The organism is Nitratidesulfovibrio sp. 1201_IL3209, assembly GCF_036763125.1.
Lineage (GTDB): Bacteria > Desulfobacterota > Desulfovibrionia > Desulfovibrionales > Desulfovibrionaceae > Cupidesulfovibrio.
Genome location: NZ_JBAIYT010000010.1, coordinates 1 through 14,500 on the forward strand (window position 1 = coordinate 1; position 14,500 = coordinate 14,500).

11 protein-coding genes and 1 pseudogene are annotated in these 14,500 nt (G+C 68.3%); 4 read left to right on the forward strand and 8 right to left on the reverse strand.

The window, feature by feature from the left end; all coding sequences use genetic code 11:
- Window positions 1-127 (reverse strand): annotated as a pseudogene (locus V6B97_RS06755) (IS1595 family transposase); the annotation flags it as partial.
- A 53-nt stretch (window positions 128-180) separates the two neighbouring features.
- Between V6B97_RS06755 and V6B97_RS06760 the strand changes: the two are divergent.
- Complete coding sequence (locus tag V6B97_RS06760) at window positions 181-2,166, forward strand: sensor histidine kinase (protein ID WP_333505733.1); 1,986 nt, start codon at window positions 181-183, stop codon at window positions 2,164-2,166.
- Window positions 2,167-2,296: 130 nt separating this feature from the next.
- Here V6B97_RS06760 and V6B97_RS06765 read toward each other — a convergent pair whose 3' ends face one another.
- The 6 genes from V6B97_RS06765 to V6B97_RS06790 form a co-directional block, all read right to left on the reverse strand.
- The gene (locus V6B97_RS06765) at window positions 2,297-2,908 is read right to left on the reverse strand and encodes a LysE family translocator (protein WP_333505735.1); all 612 of its coding nucleotides are present in this window, start codon (window positions 2,906-2,908) and stop codon (window positions 2,297-2,299) included.
- A gap of 211 nt (window positions 2,909-3,119) precedes the next feature.
- A complete protein-coding gene (gene purN, locus V6B97_RS06770; RefSeq protein WP_333505736.1) occupies window positions 3,120-3,803 on the reverse strand; it encodes a phosphoribosylglycinamide formyltransferase in 684 nt (227 codons plus the stop codon).
- Between the two features lie 58 nt (window positions 3,804-3,861).
- Window positions 3,862-4,296 (reverse strand): MOSC domain-containing protein, encoded by a 435-nt coding sequence (locus V6B97_RS06775; RefSeq protein WP_333505737.1) that lies wholly within the window; start codon window positions 4,294-4,296, stop codon window positions 3,862-3,864.
- A 201-nt stretch (window positions 4,297-4,497) separates the two neighbouring features.
- Window positions 4,498-6,009 carry a uroporphyrinogen-III C-methyltransferase gene (gene cobA / locus V6B97_RS06780; RefSeq protein ID WP_333505738.1) on the reverse strand — a complete coding sequence of 504 codons (1,512 nt, stop codon included), beginning with the start codon at window positions 6,007-6,009 and terminating at the stop codon, window positions 4,498-4,500.
- Window positions 6,010-6,102: 93 nt separating this feature from the next.
- Window positions 6,103-6,555 (reverse strand): DUF3795 domain-containing protein, encoded by a 453-nt coding sequence (locus tag V6B97_RS06785; protein WP_333505739.1) that lies wholly within the window; start codon window positions 6,553-6,555, stop codon window positions 6,103-6,105.
- A gap of 231 nt (window positions 6,556-6,786) precedes the next feature.
- Entirely contained in the window at window positions 6,787-9,438 is a 2,652-nt protein-coding gene (locus V6B97_RS06790) for a valine--tRNA ligase (RefSeq protein WP_333505740.1), read from the reverse strand.
- Window positions 9,439-9,653: 215 nt separating this feature from the next.
- Between V6B97_RS06790 and V6B97_RS06795 the strand changes: the two genes are divergently transcribed.
- From V6B97_RS06795 to V6B97_RS06805, 3 genes are all read left to right on the forward strand, one after another.
- Window positions 9,654-10,895, forward strand: a complete 1,242-nt coding sequence (locus tag V6B97_RS06795; protein WP_333505741.1) for a BPL-N domain-containing protein — start codon at window positions 9,654-9,656, stop codon at window positions 10,893-10,895.
- 25 nt (window positions 10,896-10,920) lie between these two features.
- Complete coding sequence (locus V6B97_RS06800; protein WP_333505742.1) at window positions 10,921-11,613, forward strand: MgtC/SapB family protein; 693 nt, start codon at window positions 10,921-10,923, stop codon at window positions 11,611-11,613.
- Between the two features lie 228 nt (window positions 11,614-11,841).
- A complete protein-coding gene (locus V6B97_RS06805; RefSeq protein WP_333505743.1) occupies window positions 11,842-13,707 on the forward strand; it encodes a diguanylate cyclase in 1,866 nt (621 codons plus the stop codon).
- A gap of 124 nt (window positions 13,708-13,831) precedes the next feature.
- Here V6B97_RS06805 and V6B97_RS06810 read toward each other — a convergent pair whose 3' ends face one another.
- On the reverse strand, window positions 13,832-14,233 hold the full coding sequence (locus tag V6B97_RS06810; protein ID WP_333505744.1) for a hypothetical protein: 402 nt from the start codon (window positions 14,231-14,233) through the stop codon (window positions 13,832-13,834).
- Window positions 14,234-14,500: the final 267 nt, after the last annotated feature.

The following is a 14,500-nucleotide window of genomic DNA, read 5'->3' on the forward strand; positions in this document are numbered from 1 at the left end:
AGTACCTATTCACGGTCTTCCGGTTGAGCTTCAGGAGCAAGGCAGTTTTGGTGGCATCAATATCGATGCAAAAGCATTCAGCAATTTTTCCGATTTTGTAGCGGCTTAATTTGCTGTTTTTAAACATAATTCTAGCCTATCAGGGCTTGGCCTGATGGTCTAGAGCCTTTCGCGCGGATCATGCTGCTGGACCATGCGCAGCGGGTGGTGTTCTCGCTGCCGGACGGCCCCGTGATGGTGGATTTTCCCGTGCTGCGCGGCAGGGACGCGCACCGCCACGACGGGCGCGGCTACCGGCTGGGCAGCCCGGCCCCCCTGCCCGACACCGGCGAGGTGGTGGTGTACATCAGCGAATCCCTCGAAGGCGGCGGGCAACTGGTGGGCGCGCTGCGCCTGAACGTATTGCAGGAACACGTGCTGCACCTGCTGCCGGGGAGCGACAGCGCGGTGCTGCTGGCCGACGCCTACGGCAACCTCATCGCCCACCCCGACCTGACCCGCGTGCAGCGCCAGGAGAACATCGGCCACCTGCCCTTCTTCAGGACCGCCGCCCGGCCCGATGCCGACCAGACCGTGCAGCGCGTGCGGTTCGAGGATGAGACGTGGTTCGCCTGCACCGCTGCGGTGGCCGGGCCGGACTGGACCATCGTCACCCTGAAGCGGCAGGGGGCGGTGCTGTCCGAGGTGGCCAGCGAGATGGCCATCTTCCTGCTGCTGCTCACGGTGCTGCTGACCGTGTTCGCCGTGTCGCTGCTGGCCGAACTGGAGTGGAGCATCGCCCGCCCGCTGTCCGAGTTCTGCCAGTCCATCCGGCTCGTGTCGGGCGGCAGCTACGACCTGCCGCCCCCGGACGGCGGGCGGCTGGCGGAACTGAACGAGGTGGACCGGGAATTCCGCGACATGGCGGCCACGGTGCGCCAGCGCGAGGGGGCGCTGCGCCGCACCCGGGCCTACGTGCAGCAGATGATGGACGCCATGCCCTCGGCCATCATCGCCCTGGACGGGCATTGCCGGGTGGTGCGCATGAACCCCGCCGCGCTGCGCCGCACCGGCCACGCCGTGACCCCGGCGGGCATGCCCCTGGCCGAACTGCTGCCCGGCCACGAGGAGACCGCCGTGCGGCTGGCGGCCGCCATGGCGCGCCGCATCCCCGTGGACCGCGAACGCGTGGTCACCCTGCACGGGGGGCAGTACCGCTACGAGGACGTATCGCTGTACCCCATGGGCAGCACCGGCGAGGATGACGGGGGCGTGCTGCACATCGACGACGTGACCGACCGGGTGCGCATGGAAGAAGTGCTGGTGCAGTCGGAGAAGATGCTGTCCGTGGGCGGGCTGGCGGCGGGCATGGCCCACGAGATCAACAACCCCCTGGGGGCCATCCTGCAGGGGGCGCAGAACATCCGGCGGCGGCTGGCCGACGGCCTGCCCGCCAACGAACAGGCCGCCGAACGCCTGGGCTGTTCGCTGCCGGTGATCCGCGCCTATCTGGAGGAGCGCCGGGTGCTGGAATTCCTGGACAGCATCCGCGAGGCGGGCTGCCGTGCCGCCAACATCATCACCAACATGCTGGAATTCAGCCGCAGCAGCGGGGCGCGCCGCACCACGGTGAACCTGCACGCCCTGCTGGACCGCACGGTGGACATCGCCGCCAGCGACTACGACCTGAAGAAGCGCTACGACTTCCGGAACATCGCCATCGTGCGCGACTACGCGCCCGACCTGCCGCCCGTGGTCTGCTCCGAACAGGAAATCTCCCAGGTGCTGCTGAACCTGTTGCGCAACGCGGCCCAGGCCATCGCGGCGCGCCCGGATGCCCAGCGGGCCGACATGCCCGAGAGAGCGCCGCAGGACGAGCCATGCATCGTGCTGCGCACGCGCAACGAAGAGAAGTGGGTGCACATCGAAGTGCGGGACAACGGCACCGGCATGCCGGAAGAGGTGCGGCGGCGGGTGTTCGAGCCGTTCTTCACCACCAAGGAGGTGGGCGTGGGCACGGGGCTCGGCCTGTCGGTGTCCTACTTCATCGTCACCCGCAACCACGCGGGCACCTTCGACGTGGCCTCCGAGCCGGGCCGGGGCTCCACCTTCACCCTGCGCCTGCCGCTGCCCGGCAGCGACCGCGCCCCCGAAGCGCCGCGCGAGTATCCCGGCTGCCCGGTGTAACGGCCCGCATCAGGGGACATTTGGGGACGGTTGGGGACGTTTCCGGGCGGGGCACGCTCTGCCCCCACCGCACGCACCCGCCGGCCGGGTGCCCGGCCGACTAGTAGCGGGCGGCATCCGCCTCCTGCCGCTACCCGCGCAGGAAGGACACCACGCTCCACCCCGCCAGGAGCAGCAGCAGCGCGCCGGTCAGCCGCACCAGATGCAGGCCGTGGCGCTCGTAGAAGCGGCGCATGGGCGCGGTGTCCAGAAAGCGCACGAAGATGGTCCAGCCCACCAGCGCTTCCAGCACGATGACCGCGCCGTAGGCCACCCGTTCGCCCGTGGGCGTGCCGGGGGCCACGAATTGCGTGAACACCGAGAGGATGAACAGCGTCACCTTGGGGTTCAGCAGGTTGCAGAACAGCCCGTCGCGGAACCCCTCGCGCAGGGTGGGCGGCGCGGTGCCCTCGCCCCCTTCGTCGGCCCGCGCGCGCAGGGCCTTCCACCCCACCCACGCCAGATACCCGGCCCCGGCCAGTTGCACCGCCTGGAACGCGCGGGGGCTGCCCTGCAACAGGCCGGTGCCCAGCACCGCCCAGGTCACGTGAACGGTGAGCCCCAGGCAGATGCCCAGCACGCAGGCATACGCCGCGCGCGTGGGACCGCCCGCGCCGTGGCGCACCAGCAGCATCATGTCCGGGCCGGGACTCATGCGGCCCACCATGCACAGGCCGAACAGGGCGAAGAGATTGTAGAGCATGACGGGAAGAGGCGGGTTGATGATTTGTCGTATGCTTTTGGCGGCTGGAAAAAAACGATGCCCGCGCGGCAATGCCCTCACACGACAGGATTTTCGTTCTCCGGCAAGGAAGATGAGCCTTTTACGGAGGGAGCATACTCTGGTCGTACGTGACCGGAGTAAAAGGCGAAATCTGACGCTGCCGGAGGGCGAAAAGACGGAGTGTGGACGACTAGAAACCCGGCTCCAGCGGCGGCCACACCAGCCACGGGCCATCGGGCACGCCCGGCACGGTCGTGCCGTCCCCGCGCGGCAGCACCCGCACGGCCCGGCCCTCCACGCGCAAGCGCCCCTCGGCCAGCCACTGCAACGCCTGCGGGTAGATGCGGTGCTCCATGGCGTGGATCCGCGCCTTGAGGTCGTCCAGCGGTTCGCCGGGGTTTACCGGCACGGCCGCCTGCACGATGACCGAGCCATGGTCCATCTGCTCGTCCACGAAATGCACGGTGCACCCGGCCAGGGTCACGCCATACGCCTGGGCGTCGGCCGCGCCGCGCAACCCCGGAAAGCTGGGCAGCAGCGCCGGGTGGATGTTCACCACCCGGCCCGGAAACGCCGCCAGAAACCCCGGCGTGAGCAGCCGCATGTACCCGGCCAGGGCCACGGTGTCCGCCCCATGGGCGCGGATGGCCGCCACCATGGCCGCGTCGAAGGATTCCCGGTCCGGATGGTCCGCCGGGGCCAGGGCCAGATGCGCCACGCCCGCCGCTCGGGCGCGCGCGAGGGCGCGGGCCTCGGGCTTGTTGCACAGCACAAGGCACACCCTGGCATCCAGCGCGCCGCCGGCGATGCGGTCGAGAATGGCCTGAAGGTTCGACCCGTTGCCGGAGGCGAGCACGGCCAGTTGCAGCGTCATGTGGCTCCCTGAAAAACGGATTCATTGCCGGACGGCCGGGGCCAGGCCCCGCGCGGGGCTACCCCGCCGTCACGTCGATGGCATCCCCGGCCCGCAGCACGCCGCCGCGCAGCACCCTGGCGAACACCCCTTCGGTGGGCATGATGCAGAAGCCCACGGTCTTGTGGATGTTGCACTTGGAATGACAGGTCTTGCCGATCTGGGTGATTTCCAGAAGGATGTCCGGCCCGGCGGCGAGCCGGTCGCCCACCGTGCAGCGGGTCAGGGGCAGCCCTTCCACCAGAATGTTCTCCGCGAAGTCGCCCGCCGCCAGTTCCGGCATGCGCGGGCGCATCACGTCCACGCTCTCCACGGCCAGCAGGCTGACCTGCCTGCCGCTGCCGCCGTGGGCGTCCTCTTCCACGCCGTAGTCCTCGCGCAGGGTGATGGCGTCCACCACCCGCTTGCGTTCGCCTTTCCGCTCGCTGATACAGACGGCACGTACGATGCCCATGCGGTGTCTCTCCCTTGTGTGTCCGTAAGGATGCCGCGCCCGGCGCGGGGCCGGGCGGGATTGCGGACCGGAACGCTCCGGTCACGCGTTCCTCACAACACGGGACGTTTCACCTGTCAAATGGCGTCGCACTGGCGCACGGTCCGGCACCGGACACAATCTGGTAAAATCCGGCACCGGACGACATCCGGAAAGACCCGGCTAGAGCTCGGGCAGACGCCTGACCAACTCATCCACCAGCGCGGGAATGGTGAAGTCCTCCGGCTGGATGTGGCAGGCCAAGCCGTAGCCTTCCAGCGTTGTGCGGGTGACAGGGCCGATGCAGGCCAGCTTCACCTCGGGGTGGGCTTTCACCGTGTCCACGGGCACCAGCGCAAAGAAGTTGTCCACCGTGGACGAGGAGCCGAAGGTCACGCAGTGGATGCGCCCTTCCTGCATGCGGGCCAGCACGTCGTCCTTGCGGGCGGTGCTGGGCACGGTTTCGTACACCGGCAGCACGTCCACCACGGCGCCGGCCTTGCGCAGTTCGTCGGGCAACACCTCGCGCGCCTCGCGGGCGCGGGGCAGCAGCACGCGCTTGCCGCCCATGCCGCGCGCCAGCATGCCTTCCACCACGCCTTCGGCCACGTACTTTTCGGGGATGAAGTCCGGCTCGATGCCCTTTGTCCGCAGCACGTCGGCCGTGGCGGGGCCGATGGCGGCCACCTTGCGCCCGGCCAGTGCGCGCGAATCCTGCCCGCACGCGGCAAGGCGGTTCCAGAAGTGCTTCACGCCGTTGACCGAGGTGAACACCACCCAGTCATAGCCGGGCAGTTCGCGGATGGCCGCGTCCACCGGGGCGTAGTCGGCAAGGGGAATGATTTCGATGGTGGGGAACTGCACCACGTCGGCGCCCAGTTCGCGCAGGGCTTCGGCCAGGCCGCTGGCCTGCTCGCGGGCGCGGGTGACCACCACGCCCTTGCCCAGCAGGGGCTTCTGCTCGAACCAGTTCAGGCGGTCGTGCAGGTTGACCACACCGCCCACCACGATGAGCGAGGGGTTGGTGAAGCCGTGCTTCGGCCCTTCTTCCGGCAGGGTGGCGATGGTAGCCACCAGGCTGCGGTGGCGGGCGGTGGTGCCCCAGTGCACCAGGGCCGCCGGGGTTTCCGGGGGCATGCCCGCCTCGATGAGCTTGCGCGAGATTTCGGGCAGGTTCTTCATGCCCATGAAGAAGACCAGGGTGCTGGCGCTGTCGGCCAGGGCCTTCCAGTTGTGCACCGAGCCGGGCTTGGTGGGGTCTTCGTGCCCGGTGATGAACGACACGGACGAGGAGTAGGAACGGTGCGTCAGCGGAATGCCCGCGTAGGCGGGACCGGCCACGGCGCTGGTGACGCCGGGTACTTCCTCGAAGGGGACCCCGGCGTCCAGAAGTTCCTCGGCCTCTTCGCCGCCGCGCCCGAACATGTAGGGGTCGCCGCCTTTCAGGCGGGCCACGGTCTTGCCTTCCCTGGCCTTGTCCACGATCAGGCGGTTGATGCCGTCCTGCGACAGGGTATGATCGCCGCCCTTCTTGCCCACGTAGATGATTTCCGCGCCGGGCTTGGCATAGGACAGGAACGCGTCGTTGGCGAGGTAGTCGTAGACGATGACGTCCGCCGATTCGAGGATGCGCTTGCCCTTGAGCGTGAGCAGGCCGGGGTCGCCGGGCCCCGCGCCGATGAGATAGACCTTCATCCTTCCTCCGGTATGTGTCGCGCCGCGCGTGGGCGCGAAAGAAATCTTTGCGCTATTCCAGCTAAAAAAACACAAACTCTCGAGCGCCGCAGCCTACAGGTAGCGGGGCGTTTCGGCAAGGGCGCGCAGGAAGGCGTCGCGCCCCGCCGAGCGGATGTGGTCGTTGCAGGCGCGCCACTTTTGCTCAAGCCGGGGCGGCAGTCCGGTGTCCGCGCAGGGATAGTCCGCGCAGTCGGCGCAGAAGTCCAGCCCGCGCGCGGCGGCGCACCCGGCCACCTTGCAGGTGGGCAGGCAGGTGCGGCGGTCGGTCTTGCAGCCGGGACACGTGCCTTCCGCCAATGCACCCAGCACGCGGGCAAAGGCCGGATACTCGGCCAGTGCCGGGTTCATGGCCGCAAGCCGCTCCGCGAAGGGGGCGAAATCGGGGCCGAGGATGTCGCGGATGGCCCGGGCATGGGCGGCCACCTGGCCTTCGCTGCAGTTGACGCAGCGCGAACAGTCCAGCCCGCACGGGGCCACGAGATGCAGGGGGGCACGTTCGGTCATGGGGGTTCCTCGCAGGGGTGGCACAGAAGAGGCGCATGGGGACTGCGCGGGAATTGCAACGACGGGAATGACCGCGCCAGCGCGAAACGCGGCATGCCCGGTATGGCGGATTCACGCCGGGGTGGCAAGGCGCGCCGCCGCCTTTGCAGGACACGCAAAACGCCGCGCCGGTTGTTCGGCGCGGCGTTGTCAGTGCATCCCAACGGGCGAAAGACCTTTTGGAAACGACCCCTAGCCGATGGCTTCGCGGAACCTCTGCTGCAACGCTTCCAGCTTGGCCTTGGCGTCGGCCAGTTCACCGGCGCGGGCGCGCTCCTTGGCCACCACCTCGGCGGGGGCCTTGTCCACGAAGCTCTCGTTGGCCAGCTTCTTGTTGACCTGCACCAGGTCCTTTTCGATCTTGCCCAGTTCCTTGTCCAGGCGGGCAAGCTCGGCCTCGAAGTCCACCGCGCCGGTCAGCGGCACGATGACCTCGTTGCCGGACACCACGTTGCTGGCCGAGGCGCGCGGCGCCTCGATGGCGGGGCCGAACTCGGCCTTTTCCAGCCGGGCCAGCACCAGCACCATTTCGCGGTTTTCCTCCAGCACCTGCCGGTCGTGCTCGCTGGCCGTGCGCACCAGGGCGGTCAGGCGCAGCGAGGGGGCGATGTTCAGTTCCGCCCGGATGGTGCGCACCGCGCCGATGACGCCCTGCACCAGTTCCATGCGCGCGGCGTCCTCGGCCCTGACGCAGCCGGGGCGCGCCGCCGGGAAGGGCTGCACGGCGAGGTCGGTGCCCGCGTTGCCGGGCAGGGCCGCCCATATCTCGGAGGTGACGAAGGGCATGATGGGGTGCAGCAGGGTCAGCGTTTCGCGCAGCACGGTGAGCAGCACGTGCTGCGCCGCGGCCTTGCGTTCGCCCCCGGCCTGCATGTCAGGCTTGATGAGTTCCAGGTACCAGTCGCAGAACTCGTTCCAGATGAACCGGTACAACCCCTGCGCCGCATCGTTGAAGCGGTAGCCGACGACGGCCGCGTCGGTGGACTCCTTCATCTCTTCCAGCCGGTGCAGAATCCAGCGGTGGTGCAGCCCCTGCACGGCATCCAGGTCCACCGGGGCGGGCGCTTCGTCGTCGGGCAGGTTCATCAGCGCGAACCGCGCGGCGTTCCACAGCTTGTTGACGAAGTGGCGGTACCCCTCGATGCGTTCCTCGCTCAGCTTGATGTCGCGCCCCATGGCCGCGAAGGCCGCCAGGGTGAAACGCAGCGAGTCGGTGCCGTACTTGTCGATCATCTCCAGCGGGTCGATGACGTTGCCCGTGGACTTGGACATCTTGCGGCCTTCGGCGTCGCGCACCAGGGCGTGGATGTACACGTGACGGAACGGCACCTCGTCCATGAAGTGCAGCCCCATCATCATCATGCGGGCCACCCAGAAGAACAGGATGTCGAAGCCGGTGACCAGCACCGAGGTGGGATAGAAGGTCTTCAGTTCGCGCGTGTCGTCCGGCCAGCCCATGGTCGAGAACGGCCACAGCGCGGACGAGAACCACGTGTCCAGCACGTCCTCGTCCTGGGTGAGACGGGTGGAACCGCAGGCGCAGCGTTCCGGCGCGTCCACGGCCACGATGAGCTTGCCGCAGTCCTCGCAGGTCCAGGCGGGAATGCGATGGCCCCACCATATCTGGCGGCTGATGCACCAGTCGCGGATGTTGTCCAGCCAGTTGTAGTAGGTCTTTTCCCAGTTGTCGGGGAATATCTGCGTGGCGGCGGGCACGGCGGCGCGGGCGCGCGGGGCCATCTTGCTGGCCGCCACGAACCATTGCGTGGAAACATGCGGCTCGATGACCGACTTGCAGCGGTAGCAGTGGCCCACGCTGTGGTCCAGCTCCTCTTCCTTCACCAGAAAGCCCTGCGCCTGAAGATCGGCCACCACGCGCCTGCGGCATTCCTCCTTGCCCAGGCCCGCGTAGATGCCGGCGTGCTCGTTCATCACGCCGTCCTCGTCGATGACCTGGAGGAATTCCAGCTTGTGGCGGTGCCCCAGTTCCCAGTCGTTGTGGTCGTGCGAGGGGGTGACCTTCAGCGCCCCGGTGCCGAATTCGCGGTCCACGTAGCTGTCGGCGATGACCGGAATCTCGCGGTCGGTCAGGGGCAGCCTGACCGTCTTGCCGATGAAGGCGGTATAGCGCTCGTCCTCTGGGTGCACGCACACGGCGGTGTCGCCGAACATGGTCTCCGGCCGGGTGGTGGCGATGACCAGTTCGCCGCTGCCGTCGGCCAGCGGGTAGCGCACCTGCCACAGATGGTCCTTGCGCGGCAGGTGGTCCACCTCGTCGTCGGCCAGGGCGGTGTGGCAGCGGTTGCACCAGTTGATGATGTAGTCACCCTTGTAGATCAGGCCGTCGTCGTACAGCTTCACGAACACCTGGCGCACCGCGCGCGAAAGGCCCTCGTCCATGGTGAAGCGCTCGCGCGTCCAGTCCACGGATGCGCCCATGGCGCGGATCTGGTTCAGGATGCGGGTGCCGTACTCCTCGCGCCATTCCCAGACCCGCTCGATGAACTTCTCGCGGCCCAGGTCGTGGCGGCCCTTGCCCTCCTTGGCCAGCCCGCGCTCCACCACGTTCTGGGTGGCGATGCCCGCATGGTCGGTGCCCGGCACCCACAGCACCTTCCTGCCCTTCTGGCGGGCATGGCGGCACAGGATGTCCTGGATGGTCAGGTTGAGGGCGTGACCCATGTGCAGGGCCCCGGTGACGTTGGGCGGCGGTATGACGATGGAGAAGGGTTCGCCGGGGGCGTCCAGGTCGGGGGTGAAGGTCTTGTTCCCCTCCCAGTGGGCACGCCAGCGGGATTCGACGTCCCGAGGCTCGTAGCCCTTGGGCAGCGCGTTGTCCGACATGTTGTAATCTCCGGAAAAGATGATGTAGTGTGCCGCACCGGCGAGCGATGGCGGGCGATGCGCGCGGCGGCGGCCCGCGACGGCCACCCCCAGCATCACCCGGACACTGGCGAAACGCCGCGCCGGGCATGCCGTGCGGACGGATCGTCATGACGGCAAAGCCCGGCGATGCCCCCCGGCAAAACGGCTTCCCCACCCTAATGAGCGGCAGAGAGATGTCAACCCTTCACATACTTTGGGACGAATCCCACATCTGGGGGCTGCTGGCCTGGCGCGCGGCCGAGAGCATGGGCCTGCCGTACCGGCTGGTGCGGGCGCAAGAGATAGCCGACGGCCTGCTTTCCCGCAATCCCCCCGCCCTGCTGCTGGTGCCGGGCGGCACCGCGCGCCTCAAGGCCGACGCCCTGGGCGACGCGGGCATGCGGGCCGTGCGCGGCTACGTGGCCGGGGGCGGCCGCTACCTGGGCTTCTGCGGCGGCGCGGGGCTGGGCCTGACCGGCGAACACGGCCTCGGGCTGTGCCCGTGGTCGCGCGCGGCGTTCACCGACCGCATGCAGCACTTCGTGTCCGGCCACGTGCACGCCACGGTCAGCGCCGGGCACCCCCTGACCCCCGCCGGACTCGCGGCGGAACCGGCCCTGCCGGTGTGGTGGCCCGGCCGCTTCGCGCCGGAGGACGGCCACGACGTGGAAATCCTGGCCCGGTACACCGAGCCGGGCGGCGACTTCTGGGTGGCCGACCTGCCCCTGGACACCCTGCCCCCCGGCACCTTCGCCGAGTGGGAAGACCTGTACGGCATCCGCCTGCGGCCCACCTTTCTGGCCGGGCAGCCGTGCATCCTGCACGGGGCCTGCGGCAAGGGCAGCTACACCCTCAGCTACACCCACCTGGAAACGCCGGAATCGCCCCAGGCCAACCTGTGGCTGGCGCACCTGGTGGAACGGCTGACCGGCGGCCTGCGCGCCGCCACGCCCCTGGTGCCCGCGTGGGAACTGGACGCCCTGCCCGCCCGCTGGCACGACGACGGCCTGCTGCGCGCCCGCGCACTGTTCGACGACATCGTGACCATCGGCATCAACCACTGCCTGTTCTTCCGGCGCAATTCGTGGCTCATCGGCTGGCGCGCGGGCATCCCCGGCGCCAACCTGAACAACCTGCACGCGGCGGTGTGCACCGCCGTGTCCACCCCACCCACCCCCGCCGCCGAGGCGTACTGGAACCAGCGCAAGGAGGATTTCCTTCACCGGCTGGCCCTGTTCCACAAGGGCGTCACCGGTTACCTGCTGGCCGAACGGCTGGCCATGACCCTGTCCAAGACCTTTCCGGAAACCGTCTCGCGCCACAGCCTGAAGGAACAGCGCGCCGCCCTGTTCGGACCGCCCATGGCCAGCGGCGGCCTGTACGCGGAACTGCTGGACGTGCTGGACCAACTGGTGTTCCTGCAACTGCACGGGTAGGGGGCGCACCTCAGGACCACACTCCATGAACGAATTCGTCACCCAACTTCACGACCTGCTGCCCGACATCGCCCGCCTTGCCGCCTCCGCCGCCTTCGGCGGGCTGGTGGGCTACGAGCGGGAACGCAAGGGGCAGGCCGCCGGTTTCCGCACCAACATGCTGGTGGCCGTGGCCGCCTGCCTGCTGGGCCAGCTTTCGCTGTACATCTCCACCATCGCCCATGCCGATGCCGCCCGCGTGGCCTCGTACGCCGTGTCGGGCATCGGGTTCATCGGCGGCGGGGCCATTCTCAAGGGCAAGAGCCGGGTGCGCGGGCTGACCACGGCCACCATGCTGTGGGTGGTGACCGGGGTGGGGCTTTCCGTGGGCATGGGCATGTACGTGCCCGCCCTGTGCACGGCGCTGGTGGTCACGGCCATCGTCTACCTGTCGCCGCAGATGCACCGCGTGGCGGCCCATGCGCAGCGCTACTATATGCTCACGGTGTCCGCGCCCGGCGGTTCCGCGCCCTTCGACGCGGTGGTGGCCGCCCTGCACGGCTACGGCTGCGAGGACGTGCAGGTTTCGGTCTACGAATGCGACGCCGCCACCGACCGCTGCCGCCTGGTGGTGCGCATCGCCACCGACGAAGACCTGGACTGGCACGGCCTGGTGCAGATGGTGCGGACCATTCCCGATGTGGCGTCGGTGCATCTGGGGGAGTCCGGCGTTCCCTGATGGGGCATGGGGGTGGAAAGCGCCCCGCATGGGTGTTTTCCCCCATAGCCCTGAATGCTCGTCCAACCCGCCATCATTGCAGGCCATTTCCGCGCGGTGCGGCGCGAATGCGCCTTCCTTCCCCGGCGCATCCCACCGCATTCCGCGTCGGGCGCGGCACGGAACATGGTCATGGTGGGGCATTGCACCACCTTGCCTCACTCTGGGAATCGCGTATAGCCATGCGCTATGAACCGTAGTGTATCCAATGAAGCCTTCCCCGCCCCCGGCCTGCCCGGGGCAGCATGGCTTTCCGCGGCGCTCGCCGTCTATTGCTGCGCCGTGTGGCTGGACATCGTCGCCTTTCCCTTCGTGCCCAGCAAGCAGACCCCGCTGAGCCTCGGCGCGGGCGTCGCCATGGTGACCTGCCTGCGCGTCGGCTGGCTGGCCGCGCCCCTCGTCATGCTCCTGTCGCTGGCCATATCGCTGCTGGCCGTGCCTGCCCAGCCCTTCGCCTTCTCCCTGTCTTCGGCCCTGGCCGACGCGCTGTCCGGGGGCATGGCCGCATGGCTCATGCGGCGCGTCTTCACCACGCCGCCCAACGGCGTGCCCGACCTGTTCCGGGCCATGGGCTACGTCTGCGCGCCCGCAGCCCTCGTGGGGGCCGGCATCATCACGTCGCAGCAACTTCTTGGCGGCCACATTTCCCGGCCCGAAGCCACGAACCTGTTCGCCACGCTGGTCATGGGAATCAGCCTCGGCCCGCTGCTGGTCTACCCCCTGTACCGAAGCCTGACCACGCAACCACTCCCCACCCGCCAGGAATGCCGCTGGATCGCGGGGGGACTGTGCGGCGTCCTGCTGTGCCTGTTTCCGGCGTTCGACGGGTTCGGCGGGCTCGTCTATTTCATCCTGCCGCTGCTGGTGCTGCTGGCCTACCATGTGCGCCTGAACGGGCTGATGCTGGTGCTCGCGCCCTCCATGATGGCGGTGGCCTACCTGGCCACCCGGGGATTCGGCCCGTTCCAGATGCCCACCACGGGCGAAGCCACCTTCCTGCTCTCGGCGTTCATGTGCAGCACCACGCTGGTGACGCTGGGGGTGGCCCTGCACAACCGCCAGTTGCTGGAGGCCGACAGTTGCAGCCTGATGTGGCAGCAGAAGGCCATGTGCGACCCCCTGACCGGAATCTTCAACAGAAGCCGGCTCGACTGCGTGCTGGAGGCGGAACTGCGGTGCGCCCAGCGGACCGAGGACGTATTGTCGCTGCTCATGGTCGACGTGGACCACTTCAAGGCCTACAACGACACCTACGGGCATCTCACGGGCGACGCCTGCCTCCAGGCCGTGGCCCGCGCCCTGGACACCGTGGCGCACCGCGCCACGGACATGGTGGCCCGCTACGGCGGCGAGGAATTCGCCTGCGTGCTGCTGGGCACCCCGGAGCAGGGCGCGTTCAAGGTGGCCGAAAGCATCCGCCGGGCCGTGGCCGACCTGGGCATCGACCACTCCAGTTCCCCCCTGGGGCACGTCACCGTCAGCGTGGGCGTGGCCACCGTGCGGGGCGGGAGGGACGTGACGCCGCACCAGTTCATCGACATGGCCGACCGCGCCCTGTACCAGGCCAAGTCGGAAGGCCGGAACAAGGCGGTCGCCGCGCCCCCGCTGCCCGCACGCGAGAGCGCGCCGCCTGGAGAACTGGTGCGCTTCGTGTGGAGCCCGACCTACGAATGCGGCGACGGGCATATCGACGCCCAGCACCGCCATCTGCTCGAACTGGGAAACCAGTTGCTGGCCGCCTTCCTGCGCGACGCACCGCACGCCGAATGCCTGGACCTGCTCCACGACCTGGTCACCGACCTGACCATCCATTTCAAGGACGAAGAGCTGTTGCAGCGCAGGATAGGCTACCCCGACGCCGAGGAGCACGCCCTGACGCATGCCGCGCTCCTCGGCGCCGCCCGCGACCTGATGGCGCGATACGAAACGTCCGAGCTGCCCCTTGGCGATGTGCTCGGCATCATTACGCGCGAAGTGGTCATGCGGCACATGCTGGACGACGACATCAAGTTCCATCCGTACATACCCCGGCAGGTCGTCCGGCAACCCGCCTAGGGCCGACGGGGTTTCCCGCACCCTTCCCGGCCATCCTGCAAACGAAAAACGGCGGCCAGAGCCGCCGTTTCATGGCATCCCCCTCGCCACGAACGGCAGGGGGATTTTCATCGTGCATCCTGCGTCACGCATAGGGAATCTCGCGTTCTCCGAACGATTCGTAATCGGCCACCGGCGCGAACCTCGGCAGCGGCGGAATGGGGTCGTCCAACTGGCGGAGGCGCCTGCGCGCCCGGCCCAGCAGTCCGTCGGCGATCATGGAGGGGCCGTTGCACGCGTTGACCACGTAGTCGCGCACGTCGGCGATGTTCTGGAACACCACGGCCCCGCGCAGCACCCGGTGCCGGGGAAAGTTCAGGTAGAACACGGAGGAAAGCACGAATCCCCCCGCTTCGGAACGGTACAGGGCCAGTTCCCACCAGTTGGGGGCTATGCCCATCCATTCACGGTCGTCCACCGTGGCCAGGTGTTCGCCGGTGAAGACGAGGTCTTCGCGTCCGTTACGGTGCAGTCTGATTTCCTGCATGGCGCCACTCCTGCGGTTTGAGGGTGGAGGGGGTGACCGCAAGCCCGCCGCGCCCCGGCATGATGCGGAACGCAAACGGGAGGAGAGAATTCTGCCACCAGCGTACACCAAAAAGCACGCCCGTGTGAAATGATTTTCCGAAAAACCGCCACGGATTATCATCGATATCACGCCCTCGCCACTGATGCCTTGGCAATCCACCGGGTTACGGACTACCATGCCATCATTGCCCCGTTGGCGGGCAGCATCCCCAACCGTTGCCAGGAA